The following is a 16,452-nucleotide window of genomic DNA, read 5'->3' as shown; positions in this document are numbered from 1 at the left end:
CATACCATGTTGCGAATGTGCCTCATTGCCGTGAGACATACTATGTTGCGAATGTGCCTCCTCGCTGTGAGACATACTATGTTGCGAATGTCCTTCCTCGCTGTGGGACATAGAGTGAGCGTGACCCATATCCGCCATAGTCCGAAGCGGGCGAGTTCTGCGTTCGGGAATGGGCGCGCTCATCCCCGGTTGCGGTGCAAGGGTTCCCCGCACGTAGCCACTGCGATCCATTGTCTCGGCAAAAATTGTATAGGCGGTATCTGCTTTCGGTTCTACAATGACATCGTAAGTCTCGGCAACAGCGATGCGGAATTCATCCACGGGCACGGGTTGCACGTTCTGCCCGTCGGCTTGAACCACTGTCATTTTCAGTCCAGGGATGCGAACGTCAAAGAAGGTCATTGCGGAAGCATTAATGAACCGCAGTCGCACTTTTTCCCCCGGTTGGAAGAGTCCAGTCCAATTGGATTCCGATGTCATTCCATTCATTAGATAGCTGTAGGTGGCACCGGTGACATCAGCAATATCTGTCGGATCCATTCGCATTCGCTTCCAGGGCAAGTCCTCAAAGAGGGTGCCCACTGTTCGCTGTTGATAATTGTAGTAATGACCCATTTTTTTCAAGTTAGCGAGCACTTGATGGGGATCTTCAAATGTCCAGTCGGACAGCAGCACTACATGGTCTTTTTGATACTCAAAGGGGTCGGGTTCTTTCGGGTCGATAATTAATGCTCCGAAGTGACCTCGTTGTTCTTGGAGTCCACTGTGGCTGTGATACCAATAGGTGCCACTTTGTTCCACCGGAAAGCGATAGGTGAAGGTTTCTCCGGGTTTGATGCCCGCAAAACTAAGCCCGGGCACGCCATCCATTTGAAAGGGAAGAATAATTCCATGCCAGTGAATGGAGGTATCTTCCTGGAGGTGATTGGTGACTTGAATTGTGGCAGTTTGTCCTTCACGCAAGCGCAGTAAAGGGCCAGGAATCGAGTCGTTAACGGCGATCGCACTGCCCGTTTCTCCGGCGATCGCGAATGGCATTTCGCGAATGTGCAGGTCAATTAACTCGGCATACTCCGATCCGTCTTCTGCTTGACTGGTAGCGGCGAGGCTTCGGGGATAGCTTCGCAATAGACTATCTACACCGATCGCCATGCCCATTCCGGCGGTAAAGCGCAAGAAATTCCGTCGGGTCAATCCCTTACTTTGCTGACTCATTGTTGTGTTTTCTCCGACTCTAACTCAGTGGCATTTAAAACGGTTTTTCAGTGATATTTTTCGGCGAAAGTATTGACCATCGTTCATTGTTTAGCCCCTCTAGAAGACTGCTTCCCTGTTGGCAACCCCCTCATCCATCCGGTGACTGCTAAACCCAAAATACGGTTTGAACCGATTTTGCCAGTTTTATTCCTCCCTCTATCCGTGGATTGCTGTTTAGCCATTATTCCCCAACAATATGAAATCGGGATGAAATCTCTCGGGATTTGGAAAATTTTTTTCGGCGGCGGCGGAGGAGATAAAATTTCATCCTCATTTCATCGGCGCTTGACAACATAATAAATATCGCTCTTTACCCAAGTGGCGTGGGGGACATCTACGATGAAACCAGGGTTTCCCCTTGATGCTCCACTTAACTGGAAAGTTAAAATTAGAACGACAGTCCCAAGTACAAGCAAAAAATTGACGTTGAGGTTTTATTATGCTCAAACATCTGACATCTTGGATTCATCAACAGTCCCGTCCCCTGCTATTATCGGGTGTTGCTGTAGTGGGAGTATTGGGAGCGACATATTTCACCGGGGGAATCGGGGCAAAAGCCACGGAGTTGCGAGTAGCTTATTACTGTTGGTTTGATTTGGGGTGGCGCGCTCTCGTTCGATGGTTCTGCGATCGCGCGCTACCCTCCACGTGTTTTCTGGGGTTTTTATGGGCGAGAAAATCCCTCGCTTGATTACGCTTTTGTCGCAAACACGACTTGATTATTCCTCTTTAGGTTTTCCTGGCGCGGTGGCTTTTTGTGCTGGATTTTTACTGAACAAAAACCACCACAATTCTAAGCCAATTAACGCCACGCCGCCCGCCGTGACCCCAATTTTCAGGGCCAAGGGTTGCTCGATCGCGCGAAAGTGACTTTCGGTTGTTGTTGCCTCTGCTGGCAGTTGGGCTTTGGCGGAAACCGGAGCAGCGCTCAGTAAAAATGCTGCCATAATTATACTATAAATACAGCTATTTTTAGCCTGTTTTTTCATTTTTTACCTCTTTTTTTCATGCTGCTAACTGCGATTTAACGGGCAGATAATTTGCCAATGTCTATTGACTCGTTTTCAGGCTTTAGTCAGGGAACGAGTTAACGCTTTACAACGAGTTAAAACCCGATTGTTTTTTTTTGCATAAGTGCGAATTAGCTGTAGCCCTGTAATTTGGCTTGAAACTTGCGTAAGCGCAGGGCATTTGTCACCACGGAAACCGAACTCAGAGCCATTGCTGCCCCGGCTAAAACGGGATTGAGCAACCATCCGGTAAAGGGATAGAGAATACCAGCGGCGATCGGGATGCCTGCGGTGTTGTAAACAAACGCAAAAAATAGATTTTGGCGAATGTTTTTAATCGTGGCGTGACTGAGTTGAATGGCGGTGACAATGTTTTGCAAATCGCCAGAAATTAAAGTAATATCGCTGGCGGCGATCGCCACATCCGTGCCGGTACCGATGGAAATTCCCACGTCAGCTTGTGCCAATGCCGGTGCATCGTTAATTCCATCCCCCACCATTGCCACCACTTTGCCTTCGGATTGCAATGCTTTAACGCGCTCCGATTTTTGGTCTGGGCGCACTTCAGCAAACACCCGAGTAATGCCTACTTCCCGGGCGATCGCTTCGGCAGTTTTCTGATTGTCTCCGGTGAGCATTACCACTTCTAATCCCATCTTTTGTAGGGATTTCACGGCGCTAGCAGAAGAAGGTTTTAATGCATCGGCAATGCCAAATAATCCTTCAATTTCGCCATCTACGGCAATCCAGGCGGTGGTTTTTGCCGCCGCTTCCCACGTTTCCCGATAAGACTGTAAAGATTGAATATCAATTCCCAATTCCTGCATCCAGCGCCCGGTGCCAATTTGTACCCAGCGATCGCTAATTTTGGCTTGCACGCCCTTCCCGGAAATCGCTTCAAAATCCGTAATTTCGGGAAATGGCGTTTCCACTCCTTGTGCCTTGGCATATTCCACAATTGCTTCTGCCAAAGGATGTTCGGAATTGTTTTCCACTCCAGCGGCTAATCGCAACAATTTTATCTCGTTATCGTGGGCGGTTCCGCCCAAGGTGAGGTAATCGGTTACTGTGGGTTTTCCTTGGGTGAGGGTTCCGGTTTTATCTAACACGATAGAGTTAATTTTATGGGCTAATTCCAAACTCTCCGCACCTTTAATTAAAACGCCATTTTCCGCGCCTTTGCCGGTACCGACCATAATTGAAGTTGGGGTAGCCAAACCTAGGGCGCAAGGACAGGCAATAATTAACACGCCTACGGTGGTAATAATGGCGAGGGTGACGTTACCTGTGAAGTCGAACCAAATCACAAAGGTGGCGATCGCGATCGCAATCACCACTGGCACGAAAACCCCGGTAACGAGATCCGCCAACCGCTGAATTGGGGCTTTACTGCCTTGCGCTTCTTGGACTAATTTCACAATTTGGGCTAGCATCGTATCTTTCCCCACTCGAGAGGCGCGGAATTTAAAACTGCCAGTTTTATTAATTGTTGCCCCAATCACTTCATCTCCCGATTGCTTTGTCACCGGCACTGGTTCTCCAGTCACCATCGATTCATCAATTGCCGAACTGCCTTCAATCACTTCGCCATCAACGGGAATTTTCTCCCCCGGGCGCACCACAATAATATCCCCCACTTCTACCTCTTGAATCGGGATATCCGCTTCTTTTCCCTGACGAATTACCCGGGCGGTTCTCGCTTGCAAGCCCATCAGTTTTCTAATGGCTTCTGAGGTTTCTCCTTTGGCGCGCGTTTCCAACAACCGCCCCAACAAAATTAACGTGACAATTACTGCTGCCGGTTCGTAGTAAACCTCGGGTTTTAAACCCTGGGATATCAAAAATACCGGGAATAGAGTGATGAATAGGGAATAAAAATAAGCCGACCCCGTTCCCAGGGCAACCAACGTATTCATATTCGATGAATGACCTTTAAAGGCTTTCCACGCGCCGACAAAAAAGGACTTGCCGCACCAAAATAACACCGGGGTGGTGAGGATGAATTGGAACCAGGCATTATGCGCCCACATGGGAATCCAAGGGATATCTAATCCCGTCATCATGGGTAGGGAACCAATTACTAAAATTGCGCTAATAATGCCGCCCACGATGACTTTGTTTCTCAGTTTCGTTTCTTCCGCTTCTCGGGCTTTTTTTTCTGCATCATCTTCACCCATTCCCAATGCTTCTAAGGGTTGAGCGGTATATCCCGCCGCCGATACTGCTTGCTGAATGTCTTCGAGAGTGGTTTGGCGCGGGTTATATTTAACGGCAGCTTGTTCCGCGCCAAAGTTGACGTTACATTCCCTGACGCCATTTACCTCGTAGATAGCTTGTTCGATGCGGGTGGCACAGGAGGCACAGCCCATCCCTTTCAGTCTGAGATTGACGCTTTCCATTATGATTTCCTTTTCAAATACATCTGCCAGATGGCTTATGGGTTTAGGATAAACTCTCCAGTCAGATGGAGACTCCAGTCAATTTAATAAAACTTAATAAAATTCAGAAGGGAATGAAATCGAGGGAGTTCTGCGCCCAAATCATGGCATCCTAAAATCAGAGTCTAGAGGTACGCCATGTCAACGGAATCACACAAACCAAAAGTTGTCGTCGTTGGTGCCGGTTGGGCGGGGTTAGGCGCAACCTATCACTTGGCGAAACAAGGATACGATGTCACCTTGTTAGAAGCTGGGGATTCTCCCGGCGGTTTGGTTGCCGGTTGGAAAACCCCGGGAGGGCGATCGGTGGAAGCGGGAATTCACGGGTTTTGGTATCCGTATTTTAATATCTTTTCTTTGGTGGATGAATTGGGGTTAAATCCCTTTACGCCTTGGACGCGATCGGCTCAATATTCCCCCGCTGGATTAGAAGTGGAATCGCCAATTTTTCAGGATGAACCGCGCCTCCCGATGCCGTTGGGTACGTTTATTTATCCGTTGTTTTTCCGCTTGCCGTTGATTGACCGACTCTCGGCATTACCGTTGCTTTATGCTGTGGTAGATTTTGATAATTCCGATGCCGCATGGCAGCGTTACGATAAAGTGACGGCCCGGGAATTGTTCAAACAATTCGGGGTTTCGGCCCGCCTTTATCGTCAGTCTTTTGAACCGATGTTATTGGTGGGGTTATTTGCCCCGGGGGAACAATGCTCGGCGGCGGCAGCTTTGGGAATGCTTTATTATTTTATTTTGGCTCATCAGCCGAATTTTGATGTGGTCTGGTGTCGCGGCACTGTGGGGGAAAATATTTTTAATCCCTGGTGTCAAACTATCGAAAAAGCAGGGGGTAAAATCTTCACTCAGCGGCGGGTGACGGATGTAAAAATAGACGAAAAAACCGGGAAAGCTACTGCTGTGGTTTGTGGGGATGAAGTGTTTGAGGCAGATGCGGTTATCTTCTCCGTGGGAATTACGGGGATGAAGAAAATTGTCTCGGGCAGTGAGAGTTTGCAGGGTCGCCGGGAATTTCAAAATGTTATGAATTTAAACGCGATCGATGTGGTGGCGACTCGCTTGTGGTTCGATCGCCAAGTGAATATTCCCCGGGCGTCTAATGCCTGCTTTGGCTTCGATCGCACCACGGGCTGGACTTTTTTCGATTTGAATGCGTTGCATGATGATTATCGCGATTTACCCGAAACTGTGGTGGAAGCAGATTTTTATCATGCCAATCAGCTTTTCCCCTTAAGCGATGCGGAAATCTTGCAAAAAGTGCAGGGGGATTTAGCCACCTGCGTACCCGGTTTTCGCGATGCTAAAATTATCGACAGCAGCGTAATTCGTCTGAAGCAAGCGGTGACGCATTTTTTCCCGGGTAGCTATCAGTATATGTTGCGGGGCAATACTAGCGTTGATAATCTGTTTATGAGTGGGGATTGGATTATCACCCGTCACGGTTCTTGGTCTCAGGAAAAAGCCTATGTTACTGGGTTAGAAGCGGCAAATCTGGTTATCGATCGCTTCGGAATGGGCAAGCGGGCAAATATTATTCCCGTGGAACCCGACGAACCCCACATCCAATTGGCGCGATCGCTCAACCAAACCTTGCGTCAGTTTGGAGAGAATGTCTTCCCCGATTTTTGGTTGCCATAAATGAGCATTGTACGGTGGGCATTGCCCACCTGCACCCTACTCCTCGGACTTGCCACTCTGGGCGATCGCCTGGGAAAACCAATTCGCTACTTTAATATTCGTTTCCTCATTCAAGCGTTCCAATGTTTGCTCTAAAAGCGACACGGACAATCCTTGTAAAGCCTCGGATAAAAACACTTGCTTGTAGTTTTTATCCTCGTAAAACCGAAAGCAAAAAACTCGCTTTGCTCGAATATCGATAACCCAATATTCGGGAATTTATAACTCGGCATAAAGATGTTTTTTTCATCCATATCCGTTGCCAATGTGGTATCGGCAATTTCAGCCACAAAATCCGGAACTCGTCACCGACTCAAGTCAATCCGACGCGGTTCGCCTTCTTTCCACTGCGGAATATTTTCTCCGATATATAGCACCAAATTCGGCGATGCTCCTTGCTTTTCCGGTTTTTCCAATACGCAACCTCCCAAATCGCTAACATTGAGGTCTCGAAAGCGACTGAACCAGATAAAAAATAACATGGCGAACAAACGAGTTACGTTAGCGTGGTTGATTCCTTGATTCCCCATGTCAACAAAAAGATACCCGCGATTAAAAAATACACGGACTCTCTCCAGAGTCGGATCGTCTCGATAAGCGAGGGAATCGTCCCAAGTGGCGGGTTTCCATTTGGGGGGTTCGGTACCCATCGAGATTTGATTGTGAAGAGGAGTTGCAAGGCTCATGGCTATTGGTTTATCTGCAAATGGTACTCTAATTTTAACGGGGTTTTTGTTTGGCGATCGCTCATCTGTACGGAATGAATTGAACCCGGGGGAAATCGGGGTCGAGGTGTGATTTTGAATCAAAAACTTGACAATTTTGCAAAACTGTGCTATGGATAGAGCATCCAAATACAACCCCATCCCAACGCGCCCGATAGGCGTTGGATGTGCGCTGTAGTTGCACATTTACTCCGGATTGCAGGAATTTGCAACCGATGTCCTAGCTTTCATTAAATGTGCGATTACAATGCAAATTCAGCCTGAATGTTTGGGTAGTCAACTGGTTTGGTGCCTCGGTTTCTGCCGATTGGGGAAATATGCCAAATCATTACGGTGCTAGAGGATGGGTGAGACAATCCATTTTCTCAAATCGAGTAAAAATTATGCCTAGAAAAAAACAGGAATCTTCAGCCAAGACAAAAAAATCAGCCCAGGAGAAAGTAGCGCTGTATTGGGACTGTCAGAATGTGAAAATCACGCCAGAACGAGCGGATTTTTTGCTTAAATTTGCCAGCGATCGCGGTGTAGTGACGAGCAAAAAAGCCTACTCCAACTGGAAATACGAAAGCAAAAATCATGCCCAATATTTAGAAAAGGTAGGATTTGAACGAGTAAACGTTTCGGACTCGGCGAAAAATAGCGTAGACCACAAATTATTAGTAGATTGTGCTGACGAAGTTTATGCCAATGACTCGCCCGATCGCTTTATAATCGTGTCTGGAGACGGAGACTTTACCGGGTTAGTTTACCTGTTAAAAAGCCGCAAAAAGCAAGTTATCGTCTTCGCTCAACCCAGTGGCGTCAGCCAAGAACTGATTAAGAACGCGGACGAATCCCACTTTATCGAAAGTGTCGATGAAATTCCCCAAATTCCGCCCTTTCGCAATCCTGCTTTACTGACCCTTGCCCTCACCCATCGCTCTTATACCAACGAACATTCCACCGCCGATGAAGACAACGAACGGTTGGAATTTTTAGGGGATTCGGTGCTGAATTTTCTGAGCAGTCAATTTCTCTATCATCGTTATCCGGATTTGAGCGAATCGCAACTAACGCGATTGCGGTCTGCATTAGTGGACGAACCGCAGTTAGCGGATTTTGCCCGGTATCTAGACCTGGGAAAAAAAATGCGGTTGGGTAAAGGAACGGTGAAAGATAAAGGTCGCCAAAATGAATCCTTGCTCAGCAATACGTTTGAAGCGATAATCGGCGCATATTTTCTTGATGCGGGAATGGAAGCAGTTCGCAATTTTATTCAGCCTTTATTTAGTGCGGCAGCCGACAGTTTGCTCGATACCATTTCGCCTACGAAATCCGACATGCTGGTGGATTGCAAAAATCTATTTCAGGAGTGGGTGCAGGCGAATCTTGGTCCGATGCAGCCCGAATACGAACCGATCGCCAAAACCGGGCCAGATCATGCGCCCCAGTTTACCGTAAAAGTCACCGTGGCGGACAAAGAGTACGGGAGAGGCACGGGAAGCAGCAAAAAAGAGGCAGAAAAGCGCGCTGCTGAAGCCGCCCTGGAAAAGGTGTCTGGGTCATAGGCGGCGGAGTTGCGATCGCCACCACACCGGTGAAAACTCAGGATGGTACAATCCCTGTAAACCAATCGAATACTATCCTGAGTCAGTTCCACGCCCACCACCACCCAGAGAGGAAAATGAGTCGCTTACTGTACGAAAAATCCGTTGCTTACCTCGGCCATTTAATTATTCCTTATCTCTTTGGCACAGTCGATCGCGAGTCAATCTATTCCTACAAACTGCTGTCGGAACTCGGACATAAAGGCATCTTTCATAAAGCAGAAAATCCGGCAGGAATGTATTCCAGTAGCGTTGATGGGATTATCGAAATCGCCCGAGAACATCTAGAAGAATATTCCGATGTACTCGACAGCATGGAAGTGTTTCAGCAGCGCTACACTTATCGCGATAACTTGATTATTGTGTACGAAATGGGAGGTAAATACTTCTACGACCATTTTAAGCCCGATAGCTTAAAAAATCTAGCGGCTCCTAAAATCTTCAAATCCAAACGCGAGTGCATTAACTGGATTAAAAAAGGACTCGATCGCTCCAGGCGCGATCGGCAAGTGAAAAAAGCTTAATCGCACTTTTTCACTCTTCCGGGGAAATTGAGACTTGAGAAGTGACATTGCAAACATCGATTCGTTCTCGATTGTCTCAATTTCCCCACCTGGGCTTGCTCGTAAAAATAAAACCTTTACAAGGCGCATTTTTCATTATATCATATTCACCAGAATCGGCAACAAAAGAATTAAAAAAAGCCCCCCAAATTGGGGGACTTTGCGTTTACGGGGTTCGGAAATAGAGGGAATGCAACTATCTTCGAGAGGAGGGTTGTTCCGAGGGTCGATCGCGTTTTGCTGTGGATTCTTCCCATTCCTTCCACATTCCATTGCCATTTGCCATCGAAGATTCCGGTGCGACTTGTGCAGAATTGTCCGTTTCGATTTCCGCGTGACCTTTGTGCATCAGACGATATTGCGCCTTCATAGCGATCGCATAAAACACCGGCACCACATACAAACTCAAAAACGTAGACACAAACATACCACCAACCACCGCCATTCCAATCGACACCCGAGATGCGGCACCGGCACCGGTAGCAAATGCCAAAGGCAACAAGCCAAAAATCGTTGAAAATGCGGTCATCAAAATCGGACGAAAACGAACCGTTCCCGCCTCCAGTGCCGCCTTAGTAATCGACATTCCCTCTTCGCGACGTTGGTTAGCAAATTCCACAATCAAAATCGAGTTTTTCGTCGCCAACCCAATCAACATAATCAACCCAATTTGACTGTAAACATTCAAATCCAACCCCGCCAACAACAGTGCAGCAAACGCCCCCAACAACGACAGCGGAACCGCCAACAAAATAATCAGCGGATCGAGATAACTTTCAAACTGCGCCGCCAACACTAAGAAAATAAACGCCAGGGCAAGACCAAAAATAAACAACGTAGCTTGACCCGCCTCTTGATATTCCAAAGACTGACCGGCAAGGGCAGTTCGCATATCTGGCGGCACCACTTCATCCGCTAACTGCTGCAACGCATCCAAAGCTTCTCCCAAGGGGACTCCCGGCGCGGGAGAGCCGGAAATTTTGGCCGAACGAAAGCGATTGTAGTGATTAATTTGCGGCGGAGTTGTAGAAGGCACAATTTGCACCACACTGCTCAACGGTACCACCTCCCCTTGATTCGTGCGGACGTATAATTGCTCGATATCTTGAGGAGAAGCGCGGAACTCGTCCTCTGCTTGCACCACCACTTCATAGCGGCGATTGCCTCGGTTAAAATTGGTAATTTCCTGTCCGCCTAACAGAATTTGCAAGGTGCGCGAAATATCGCGAATCGAAATTCCTAAATTCGCGGCTTGTTTGCGATCGACCCTAATCGTCAACTCCGGTTTGTTCAGTTTTAAATCCGTATCCACGTTAGCTAATTGCGGCAATTGTCGCGCTTGGTTGGCCAAGTCTTCCGACACAGTAGCCAGCTTTTCTAAATCCGTCCCTTGCAAGACGAATTCCAGCGGTTGGCTGAATCCCGAACCGGGTAAAGACGGCGGATTAATCGGCAAAACAAAGGCATCGGTGAGGGGAGCAAATCTGGGGAACAAACTGCCAATAATCTCTTGTTGAGATTGTCCCGGTTCGGTTCGTTCCGACCAAGGTTGAAGGCGGACAAAGGCAAATCCTTGGTTCACCTGTCCCGGGGCACCGCGACCAAACGCCCCGATGGTAAAATAACTTTTTACCTCCGGCACTTGACTGTAGATTTCTTCTACTTGTCGCATCACGCGATCGGTGTAGTTCAGGGTGACACCTTCCGGGGCGCGGACAATGGTAAAAATGCCGCCTCGGTCATCAGTGGGAAGAAAACCTTTGGGGATTTGCGTGAATAAAACGCCGGTCAATCCTAGAGAGAGGATAAAGACCAGAACGATAACGGCTTTTAATGGCATCAACCGCAACAAAGACCAGCGATAAAGACGTTCGGTGCGATCGAACAGCCACTCGATCGCGGCAAAAATGCCTTTTTTCATCTGCCCGTCATGGCGCAACACCCGGGCGGACAATGGCGGCGCTAAAGTCAGCGCCACAAAAGTAGAAATCACCACCGAACCGGCAAGCGTAATCGCAAATTCTGTAAATAATCGTCCGGTATTGCCGGTGGAAAATCCCACGGGTAGAAACACGGCAATTAACACCACGGTGGTGGCAATAACCGCAAACACCACTTCACCCACGCCTCGCATGGCGGCGTGGTACGGTTTCATATTTTTTTCTTCGATATAGCGGACGATATTTTCTAACACCACGATGGTGTCATCCACCACCAAACCGGTGGCCAAAGTCAGGGCAAATAAAGTGAGGGTATTGATAGAATAATCCAGGAAAAACATCACCGCAAATGCACCGACTAAGGAGACGGGAATGGTGACGGCGGGGATGAGGGTCGATCGCCAATCTCGCAGGAAAACGAAGATGACCAAAATCACCAGCAAGACGGCCAAAAATAAGGACTGCCACACTTCATCGATCGCCAATTCCACGAATTCGGACCGGTCAAAGGCGACTTGATATCGCATTCCTTCCGGGAAATTGTCCGCCAGTTCTTCCATTTTGGCTTTTGCGCCTCGGGCCACGTCAATGGTGTTGGCGGTGGAGAGTTTCACCACTCCTAAGGCGATCGCCGGTTTGCCGATAAACCGCACGAAGGAGCGATCGTCTTCCGGCCCAATTTCGGCGCGCCCCACATCTTTTAAACGCACTTGCGTCCCGTCGGGATTGCGCTGAATCACCAATTCTTCATACTCTGTCGGCGTCTGTAGTCTCCCCAAAACCCGCACGGAATATTCTGAGGTATCGCCTTCAATTCGACCGCTGGGAATTTCCACGTTTTCCTGTTGCAGCGCCCGTTCTAAGTCGAGAATGGTCAGTCGGCGGGCGGCGAGTCTCACCGGATCGATCCACAGACGCATGGCATAGCGCCGTTCCCCGCCGATAAACACACTGCTGACCCCGGAAACGGTTTCGAGGGAATCGATGACATAGCGATCGGCGTAGTCGGTGAGTTCTAAGGAGGTGTAGTTTTCTCCAAATAGGGCAAACCACACAATCGGCGAAACGTCGCCTTCCCGCTTGCTCACTTGCGGCGCGTCTACATTATCCGGTAATTGTCGCCCCGCGCGATCTACCCGCGATCGCACGTCTTGCGCCGCTAAATCCAAATCCCGATTTAAGTTAAACTGAACGCTAATCGAACTGACCCCTTCTCGACTTTCCGACGAAAGGGTTTTAATCCCTTCAATTCCGCTGATTTCATCTTCTAAAATCTCGGTAACTTCGGTTTCCACAATCTCCGGACTCGCCCCCGGATACACCGTGGTCACGCTCACCACCGGCGGGTCAATGCTGGGAAATTCCTGCACGGGCAACCGCGTATAACCCACCATTCCCACTAAAATAATCAGGATGGAACAGACAGATGCAAAGACGGGTCGTCGAATAAAAAAGTTAGTAAACATGGCAAAATTAAGGATGAAACTTTAACGGTTGATAATTGATATTTGAAAATCCATAAAAACCTCGGATAGATGTTAGTTTAACTATAAAAAAATTGCCTTTTTTCTCATCCACAGTTTATTCTTCTCCTGCGTCCTGGTTCGTTTCTTCTGCCGGGGATGCTTCTTGTTTCTCTTGGTTTGATGGTTCATTCCCGATCGCCATAATGGGTGCGCCATCGCCGAGTTTTTGGATGCCAGAAACCACAATTCGATCGCCGGGAACTAGACCTTGGACCACTTCGGCGCGATCGCCTTTAATCAATCCCAGTTCGAGGGATTTGCGTTTCGCCACCATCGGGTCGGATCCTTGGGCCACGAAAATAAATCGCTGTTGCCCTTGGAAAATCACCGCCGTGGTGGGCACTACGATCGCATTTGGGCGCTGGCTCCAAATCACCTTGGCGCGCACGAATTGGCGATCGCGCAATTCTCCATTATTCCGAAACGTGGCTTTCGCCAAAATCGTTTGCGAGTCTTGGTTCACCGTGGGCGAGACGAAGGTAATCCGCCCCTGAGTGAGTGCTTCTCCTTCGGCGTCAGAAATCTCCACCGGCAACCCCAGTTTTAACTCAGACCCTCGCTCCAGGGGAATTTCCATCCGCAATTCCAGCTCGTCGTTCTGCGTCAAGGTGGTGATTTTATCCCCCGCCTTCACATAGTCGCCCAATTTCACCGGTATATCGCCGATAATGCCGTCAAAGGGAGCTAACACGTTTGTATCTTGCAATTCCACTTCCAAGGCTCGCACTTGGGCGATCGCCTCCGCCAGTTGCGCTTCCGCCTGGGCGATTTCCTCCGGGCGGGTGCCATTTTGCAATTCGCGCAATTCTTGCCGGCGTTCTTCCACTTGCGCCTCGGCCCGGGCAATCTCTTCGGGACGCGCCCCACTTTGCTGCAACAGCAAGGCTTCTCTTGCTTCTGCTACCTGCGCTTCGGCCCGGGCAATCTCTTCGGGACGCGCCCCACTTTGCTGCAACTGCAAGGCTTCTCTTGCTTCTGCCACTTGCGCTTCCGTTTGTTCGATTTGCTCCCGTCGGTTCTCTTGCAGTTGCGCTAAGCGTTCCTTGGCGCGTTCCAGGTCGGCTTTCGCCCTGCGATTATCCGTGACCACTTCATCGAAGCGATCGCGCGAAATCGCCCCTTGTTCGACTAATACCCGATTTCGCTCCACCCGTTCCTCGGTTAATTCCACCCGCGCCCGCGCATCTTCGATTTGCGCCCGCGCTTGGCCGATTTCCTCTTGGGTGCTGCCCGATCGCAATCCTTCCAGTCGCGATTCGGCGGCATTTAACCGCGCTTGGGCCTGGGCAATGTCTTCCGGGCGGTTGCCGGCCCGCAGTTCGGCCAGTTGCGATCGGGCCGCATTTAACCGCGCTTGCGCCTGGGCGATGTCTTCCGGGCGGTTGCCGGCCCGCAGTTCGGCCAGTTGGGCTTCGGCGGCATTTAACCGCGCTCGCGCCCGGGCAATTTCTTCTGGGCGCGGTCCGGCTTGCAATTCGCTCAACCGCGCTTGGATGCGCTCTCTGGCGGCTTGGGCTTGGCGCACTCTGGCTTGCACTTGTTTCGGATCGATGCGGGCGATCGCCTCTCCCATCGCGACTCTATCCCCGGCCCGCACGTAAATCTCGCTGACTCGTCCTTCCATTTCCGGACGCACTACCACCGACTGTTGCGCTTCTAAGGTGCCGACAAATTGGGAGGTTTCTTCGATGGTGGTCAGTTCCACGGGAGCGAGTTTCACCGGCACTCCGCGCGGTTTATTTTGCTGCGCCTGGGGTTGGGCGGGGGCTTGGTTTTGCACGGTCCACCAATACCACGCGCCTCCCCCACCCCCGGCGAGTAATAGCAGCACCAGCAGCGCCCAGCCAAAGCGTCGCCCTTTCTTGCTTCTGGGTGATTTTAAGCCTCGCTTTCTGTCGCGATCGCGCGGCGATCTGTCGCGATCGCGTTTTTGGTCTTCTTCTATGCCAGGGACTTTATCTTCGGTGTCGATTCTGCTCTGAGAAGATTTAGAGGAGTCCATCATTTTCCAAATACTCGCAATATTGTGGTTAATCGTTTGTCAAATTAAGTTTGAATCGTTCGCCAACCAAGCTTTGGTTGAGATTCACCTTGCGCCATGTCTACAGCTCAATGGCTGCTGGTTAGCTGGTTTTTTTTATAGTTTTGTGTTATAATCATTTGCTTTCATTCAGCTTCTTCCTGTCTCGCGCAACGCTGACTCGCCCCCGAGTTCGTTTTTTCCCAACAAATTCCCCCCTTTAGCATTACACTCCCTTCAATGACATCACCCGATTGGGTGAATTTATTTATCGGTAAAAATTCAGCATTAATTATGAGGAATTATAGCGCTTTCCTCATTGGCAAAAGCCTATCTTTCGCGTCACCTCAAGCAGACAATGCCCGCATTTATGACTTAGAAATACCGATTTTCGGTGCAGTCATTGCTGAAGCACAGTCTCCCTCGGGCCAGTGCCCACAAGCCATCGACTCGCGTTCTCGCTATGGTTCAGTATAGCTTGAAATGTTAATTTTCGTTACAGCTTGACATCTCAATCTGGAATTTTGCCGGAACCGCCGATTTTTCCGGTTGATAAACTTTTGCAAAAGCGATGAACAAAGGAAGGGGTGAGTCAGTAAGGGTGAAGAATTGCGCGCCCATAAACGATTCGTTTTGAGGGAAACTTTCAAGCGAAAACGGGGGGAAGCGATCGCCGCGATCGGGCAAGCCCCAATGATGAATTCCCCCGGGATGCTTCTGAAGTTTTCGCCCCATAAAACCTTGGCTGGGCATTCGCCACCCGAGAATTACTTTTTGTATAAGCCCCCTCTACGCCACTTGCATAGCAAATTCAACATTGCATTGTGGGGAAACGGTTTCCGGTTGTCTCCTCAAGGTCGCGAATCGCCATTTCCCAAGCCCGATCGCCCCTTCAATCCACAGCGAATCGGGGCAAATCTAAAGAAAAACAAAAGAAATGCGCGATGAAGGTTAACCCGGGTTGAAGTTGTTTAAAATGAGAAATAGCTGAAGGTAAAACAAAGGATTGCGATCGCCGATTGCTTCCCTCTATCCACCCTAGCCGCTTTTCCCAAGACTTGGGCGATCGCATTCTTGGTTTTATTACCTTTCGGGGCAATTGTGGTAGCAATTTAGCGCGAATCTCCCCAGACATTTTGCGCGATCGGGGTCTCAATTTCCCCAATCAACTTTCAAAATTGTCCGCCCTTTGCCCCCCAATTGTACAGGAGAACTACCGTGACTTTACAAGTCGAATTACTAGAGGAAAGCTTCGAGAAAATCAAGCCCCGTGCCGATGAATTCGCCACGCGATTTTACGGGTACCTTTTTGGCGACTATCCCGAAGCCCAGCCCTTATTTGCCAACACCAATATGGAAGAGCAAAAGAACAAACTGTTTAAATCATTGGTGTTGGTAGTCAACAACCTCCGCAAACCCAACGAACTCACCAATCCCCTGAAAGGACTTGGTGCCCGTCACGTGCAGTACGGTGCATTACCTCAACATTATCCAATGGTAGGCAAGTCCTTATTAAAAGCCTTTGAAGCCATCTTAAAAGATGACTGGACTCCGGAAGTCAAACAAGCATGGATAGATGCCTATGCTGCCATCACCAAACTGATGCTAGAAGGCGCTGACTATCCAGAAGAAATTTATCGAATGTAGGCAATATTTTACTGCCATTTGACTCGTTCCCAGGCTCAGCCTGGGAAC

13 protein-coding genes are annotated in these 16,452 nt (G+C 49.2%); 5 read left to right on the top strand and 8 right to left on the bottom strand.

What is annotated here, in order from left to right:
• The 3 genes from LKK83_RS08580 to LKK83_RS08570 form a co-directional block, all read right to left on the bottom strand.
• Positions 1 to 1,215, bottom strand: a 1,215-nt coding sequence (locus LKK83_RS08580; RefSeq protein ID WP_324630654.1) for a copper resistance system multicopper oxidase, incomplete at its 3' end; no start/stop codon positions are given.
• A gap of 761 nt (positions 1,216 to 1,976) precedes the next feature.
• The gene (locus LKK83_RS08575) at positions 1,977 to 2,246 is read right to left on the bottom strand and encodes a hypothetical protein (RefSeq protein WP_324630653.1); all 270 of its coding nucleotides are present in this window, start codon (positions 2,244 to 2,246) and stop codon (positions 1,977 to 1,979) included.
• Positions 2,247 to 2,398: 152 nt separating this feature from the next.
• A complete protein-coding gene (locus tag LKK83_RS08570; RefSeq protein ID WP_324630652.1) occupies positions 2,399 to 4,666 on the bottom strand; it encodes a heavy metal translocating P-type ATPase in 2,268 nt (755 codons plus the stop codon).
• A gap of 177 nt (positions 4,667 to 4,843) precedes the next feature.
• Between LKK83_RS08570 and LKK83_RS08565 the strand changes: the two genes are divergently transcribed.
• Positions 4,844 to 6,358, top strand: a complete 1,515-nt coding sequence (locus tag LKK83_RS08565; RefSeq protein WP_324630651.1) for a hydroxysqualene dehydroxylase — start codon at positions 4,844 to 4,846, stop codon at positions 6,356 to 6,358.
• A gap of 36 nt (positions 6,359 to 6,394) precedes the next feature.
• On the opposite strand, the gene LKK83_RS08560 is transcribed toward LKK83_RS08565, so the two are convergent.
• Positions 6,395 to 6,535 (bottom strand): hypothetical protein, encoded by a 141-nt coding sequence (locus LKK83_RS08560; RefSeq protein ID WP_324630650.1) that lies wholly within the window; start codon positions 6,533 to 6,535, stop codon positions 6,395 to 6,397.
• A 167-nt stretch (positions 6,536 to 6,702) separates the two neighbouring features.
• Positions 6,703 to 7,083 carry a Uma2 family endonuclease gene (locus LKK83_RS08555; RefSeq protein ID WP_324630649.1) on the bottom strand — a complete coding sequence of 127 codons (381 nt, stop codon included), beginning with the start codon at positions 7,081 to 7,083 and terminating at the stop codon, positions 6,703 to 6,705.
• A gap of 422 nt (positions 7,084 to 7,505) precedes the next feature.
• On the opposite strand from LKK83_RS08555, the gene rnc reads away from it, so the two are divergent.
• Both rnc and LKK83_RS08545 read left to right on the top strand, forming a co-directional pair.
• On the top strand, positions 7,506 to 8,669 hold the full coding sequence (gene rnc / locus LKK83_RS08550; RefSeq protein WP_324630648.1) for a ribonuclease III: 1,164 nt from the start codon (positions 7,506 to 7,508) through the stop codon (positions 8,667 to 8,669).
• A 116-nt stretch (positions 8,670 to 8,785) separates the two neighbouring features.
• Positions 8,786 to 9,232: a hypothetical protein gene (locus LKK83_RS08545; RefSeq protein ID WP_324630646.1), complete on the top strand. Its 447-nt coding sequence runs from the start codon at positions 8,786 to 8,788 to the stop codon at positions 9,230 to 9,232.
• A 235-nt stretch (positions 9,233 to 9,467) separates the two neighbouring features.
• On the opposite strand, the gene LKK83_RS08540 is transcribed toward LKK83_RS08545, so the two are convergent.
• Entirely contained in the window at positions 9,468 to 12,677 is a 3,210-nt protein-coding gene (locus LKK83_RS08540; protein WP_324630645.1) for an efflux RND transporter permease subunit, read from the bottom strand.
• 115 nt (positions 12,678 to 12,792) lie between these two features.
• The gene (locus LKK83_RS08535; RefSeq protein ID WP_324630644.1) at positions 12,793 to 14,742 is read right to left on the bottom strand and encodes an efflux RND transporter periplasmic adaptor subunit; all 1,950 of its coding nucleotides are present in this window, start codon (positions 14,740 to 14,742) and stop codon (positions 12,793 to 12,795) included.
• 255 nt (positions 14,743 to 14,997) lie between these two features.
• Here LKK83_RS08535 and LKK83_RS08530 point away from each other — a divergent pair, with 255 nt between their 5' ends.
• Positions 14,998 to 15,234 (top strand): hypothetical protein, encoded by a 237-nt coding sequence (locus LKK83_RS08530; protein WP_324630643.1) that lies wholly within the window; start codon positions 14,998 to 15,000, stop codon positions 15,232 to 15,234.
• Positions 15,235 to 15,243: 9 nt separating this feature from the next.
• Here the strand turns inward: LKK83_RS08530 and LKK83_RS08525 are convergent, their stop codons facing one another.
• A complete protein-coding gene (locus LKK83_RS08525) occupies positions 15,244 to 15,510 on the bottom strand; it encodes a hypothetical protein (protein WP_324630642.1) in 267 nt (88 codons plus the stop codon).
• Between the two features lie 465 nt (positions 15,511 to 15,975).
• Here LKK83_RS08525 and LKK83_RS08520 point away from each other — a divergent pair, with 465 nt between their 5' ends.
• The gene (locus LKK83_RS08520; protein ID WP_324630639.1) at positions 15,976 to 16,404 is read left to right on the top strand and encodes a globin family protein; all 429 of its coding nucleotides are present in this window, start codon (positions 15,976 to 15,978) and stop codon (positions 16,402 to 16,404) included.
• Positions 16,405 to 16,452 lie beyond the last annotated feature (48 nt).

This window comes from Phormidium sp. CCY1219, from assembly GCF_035615515.1.
Taxonomy (GTDB): domain Bacteria; phylum Cyanobacteriota; class Cyanobacteriia; order Cyanobacteriales; family Laspinemataceae; genus CCY1219.
The sequence above is the reverse complement of the archived record's forward strand: the minus strand, read 5'-3'. Positions and strand labels throughout refer to the sequence as shown.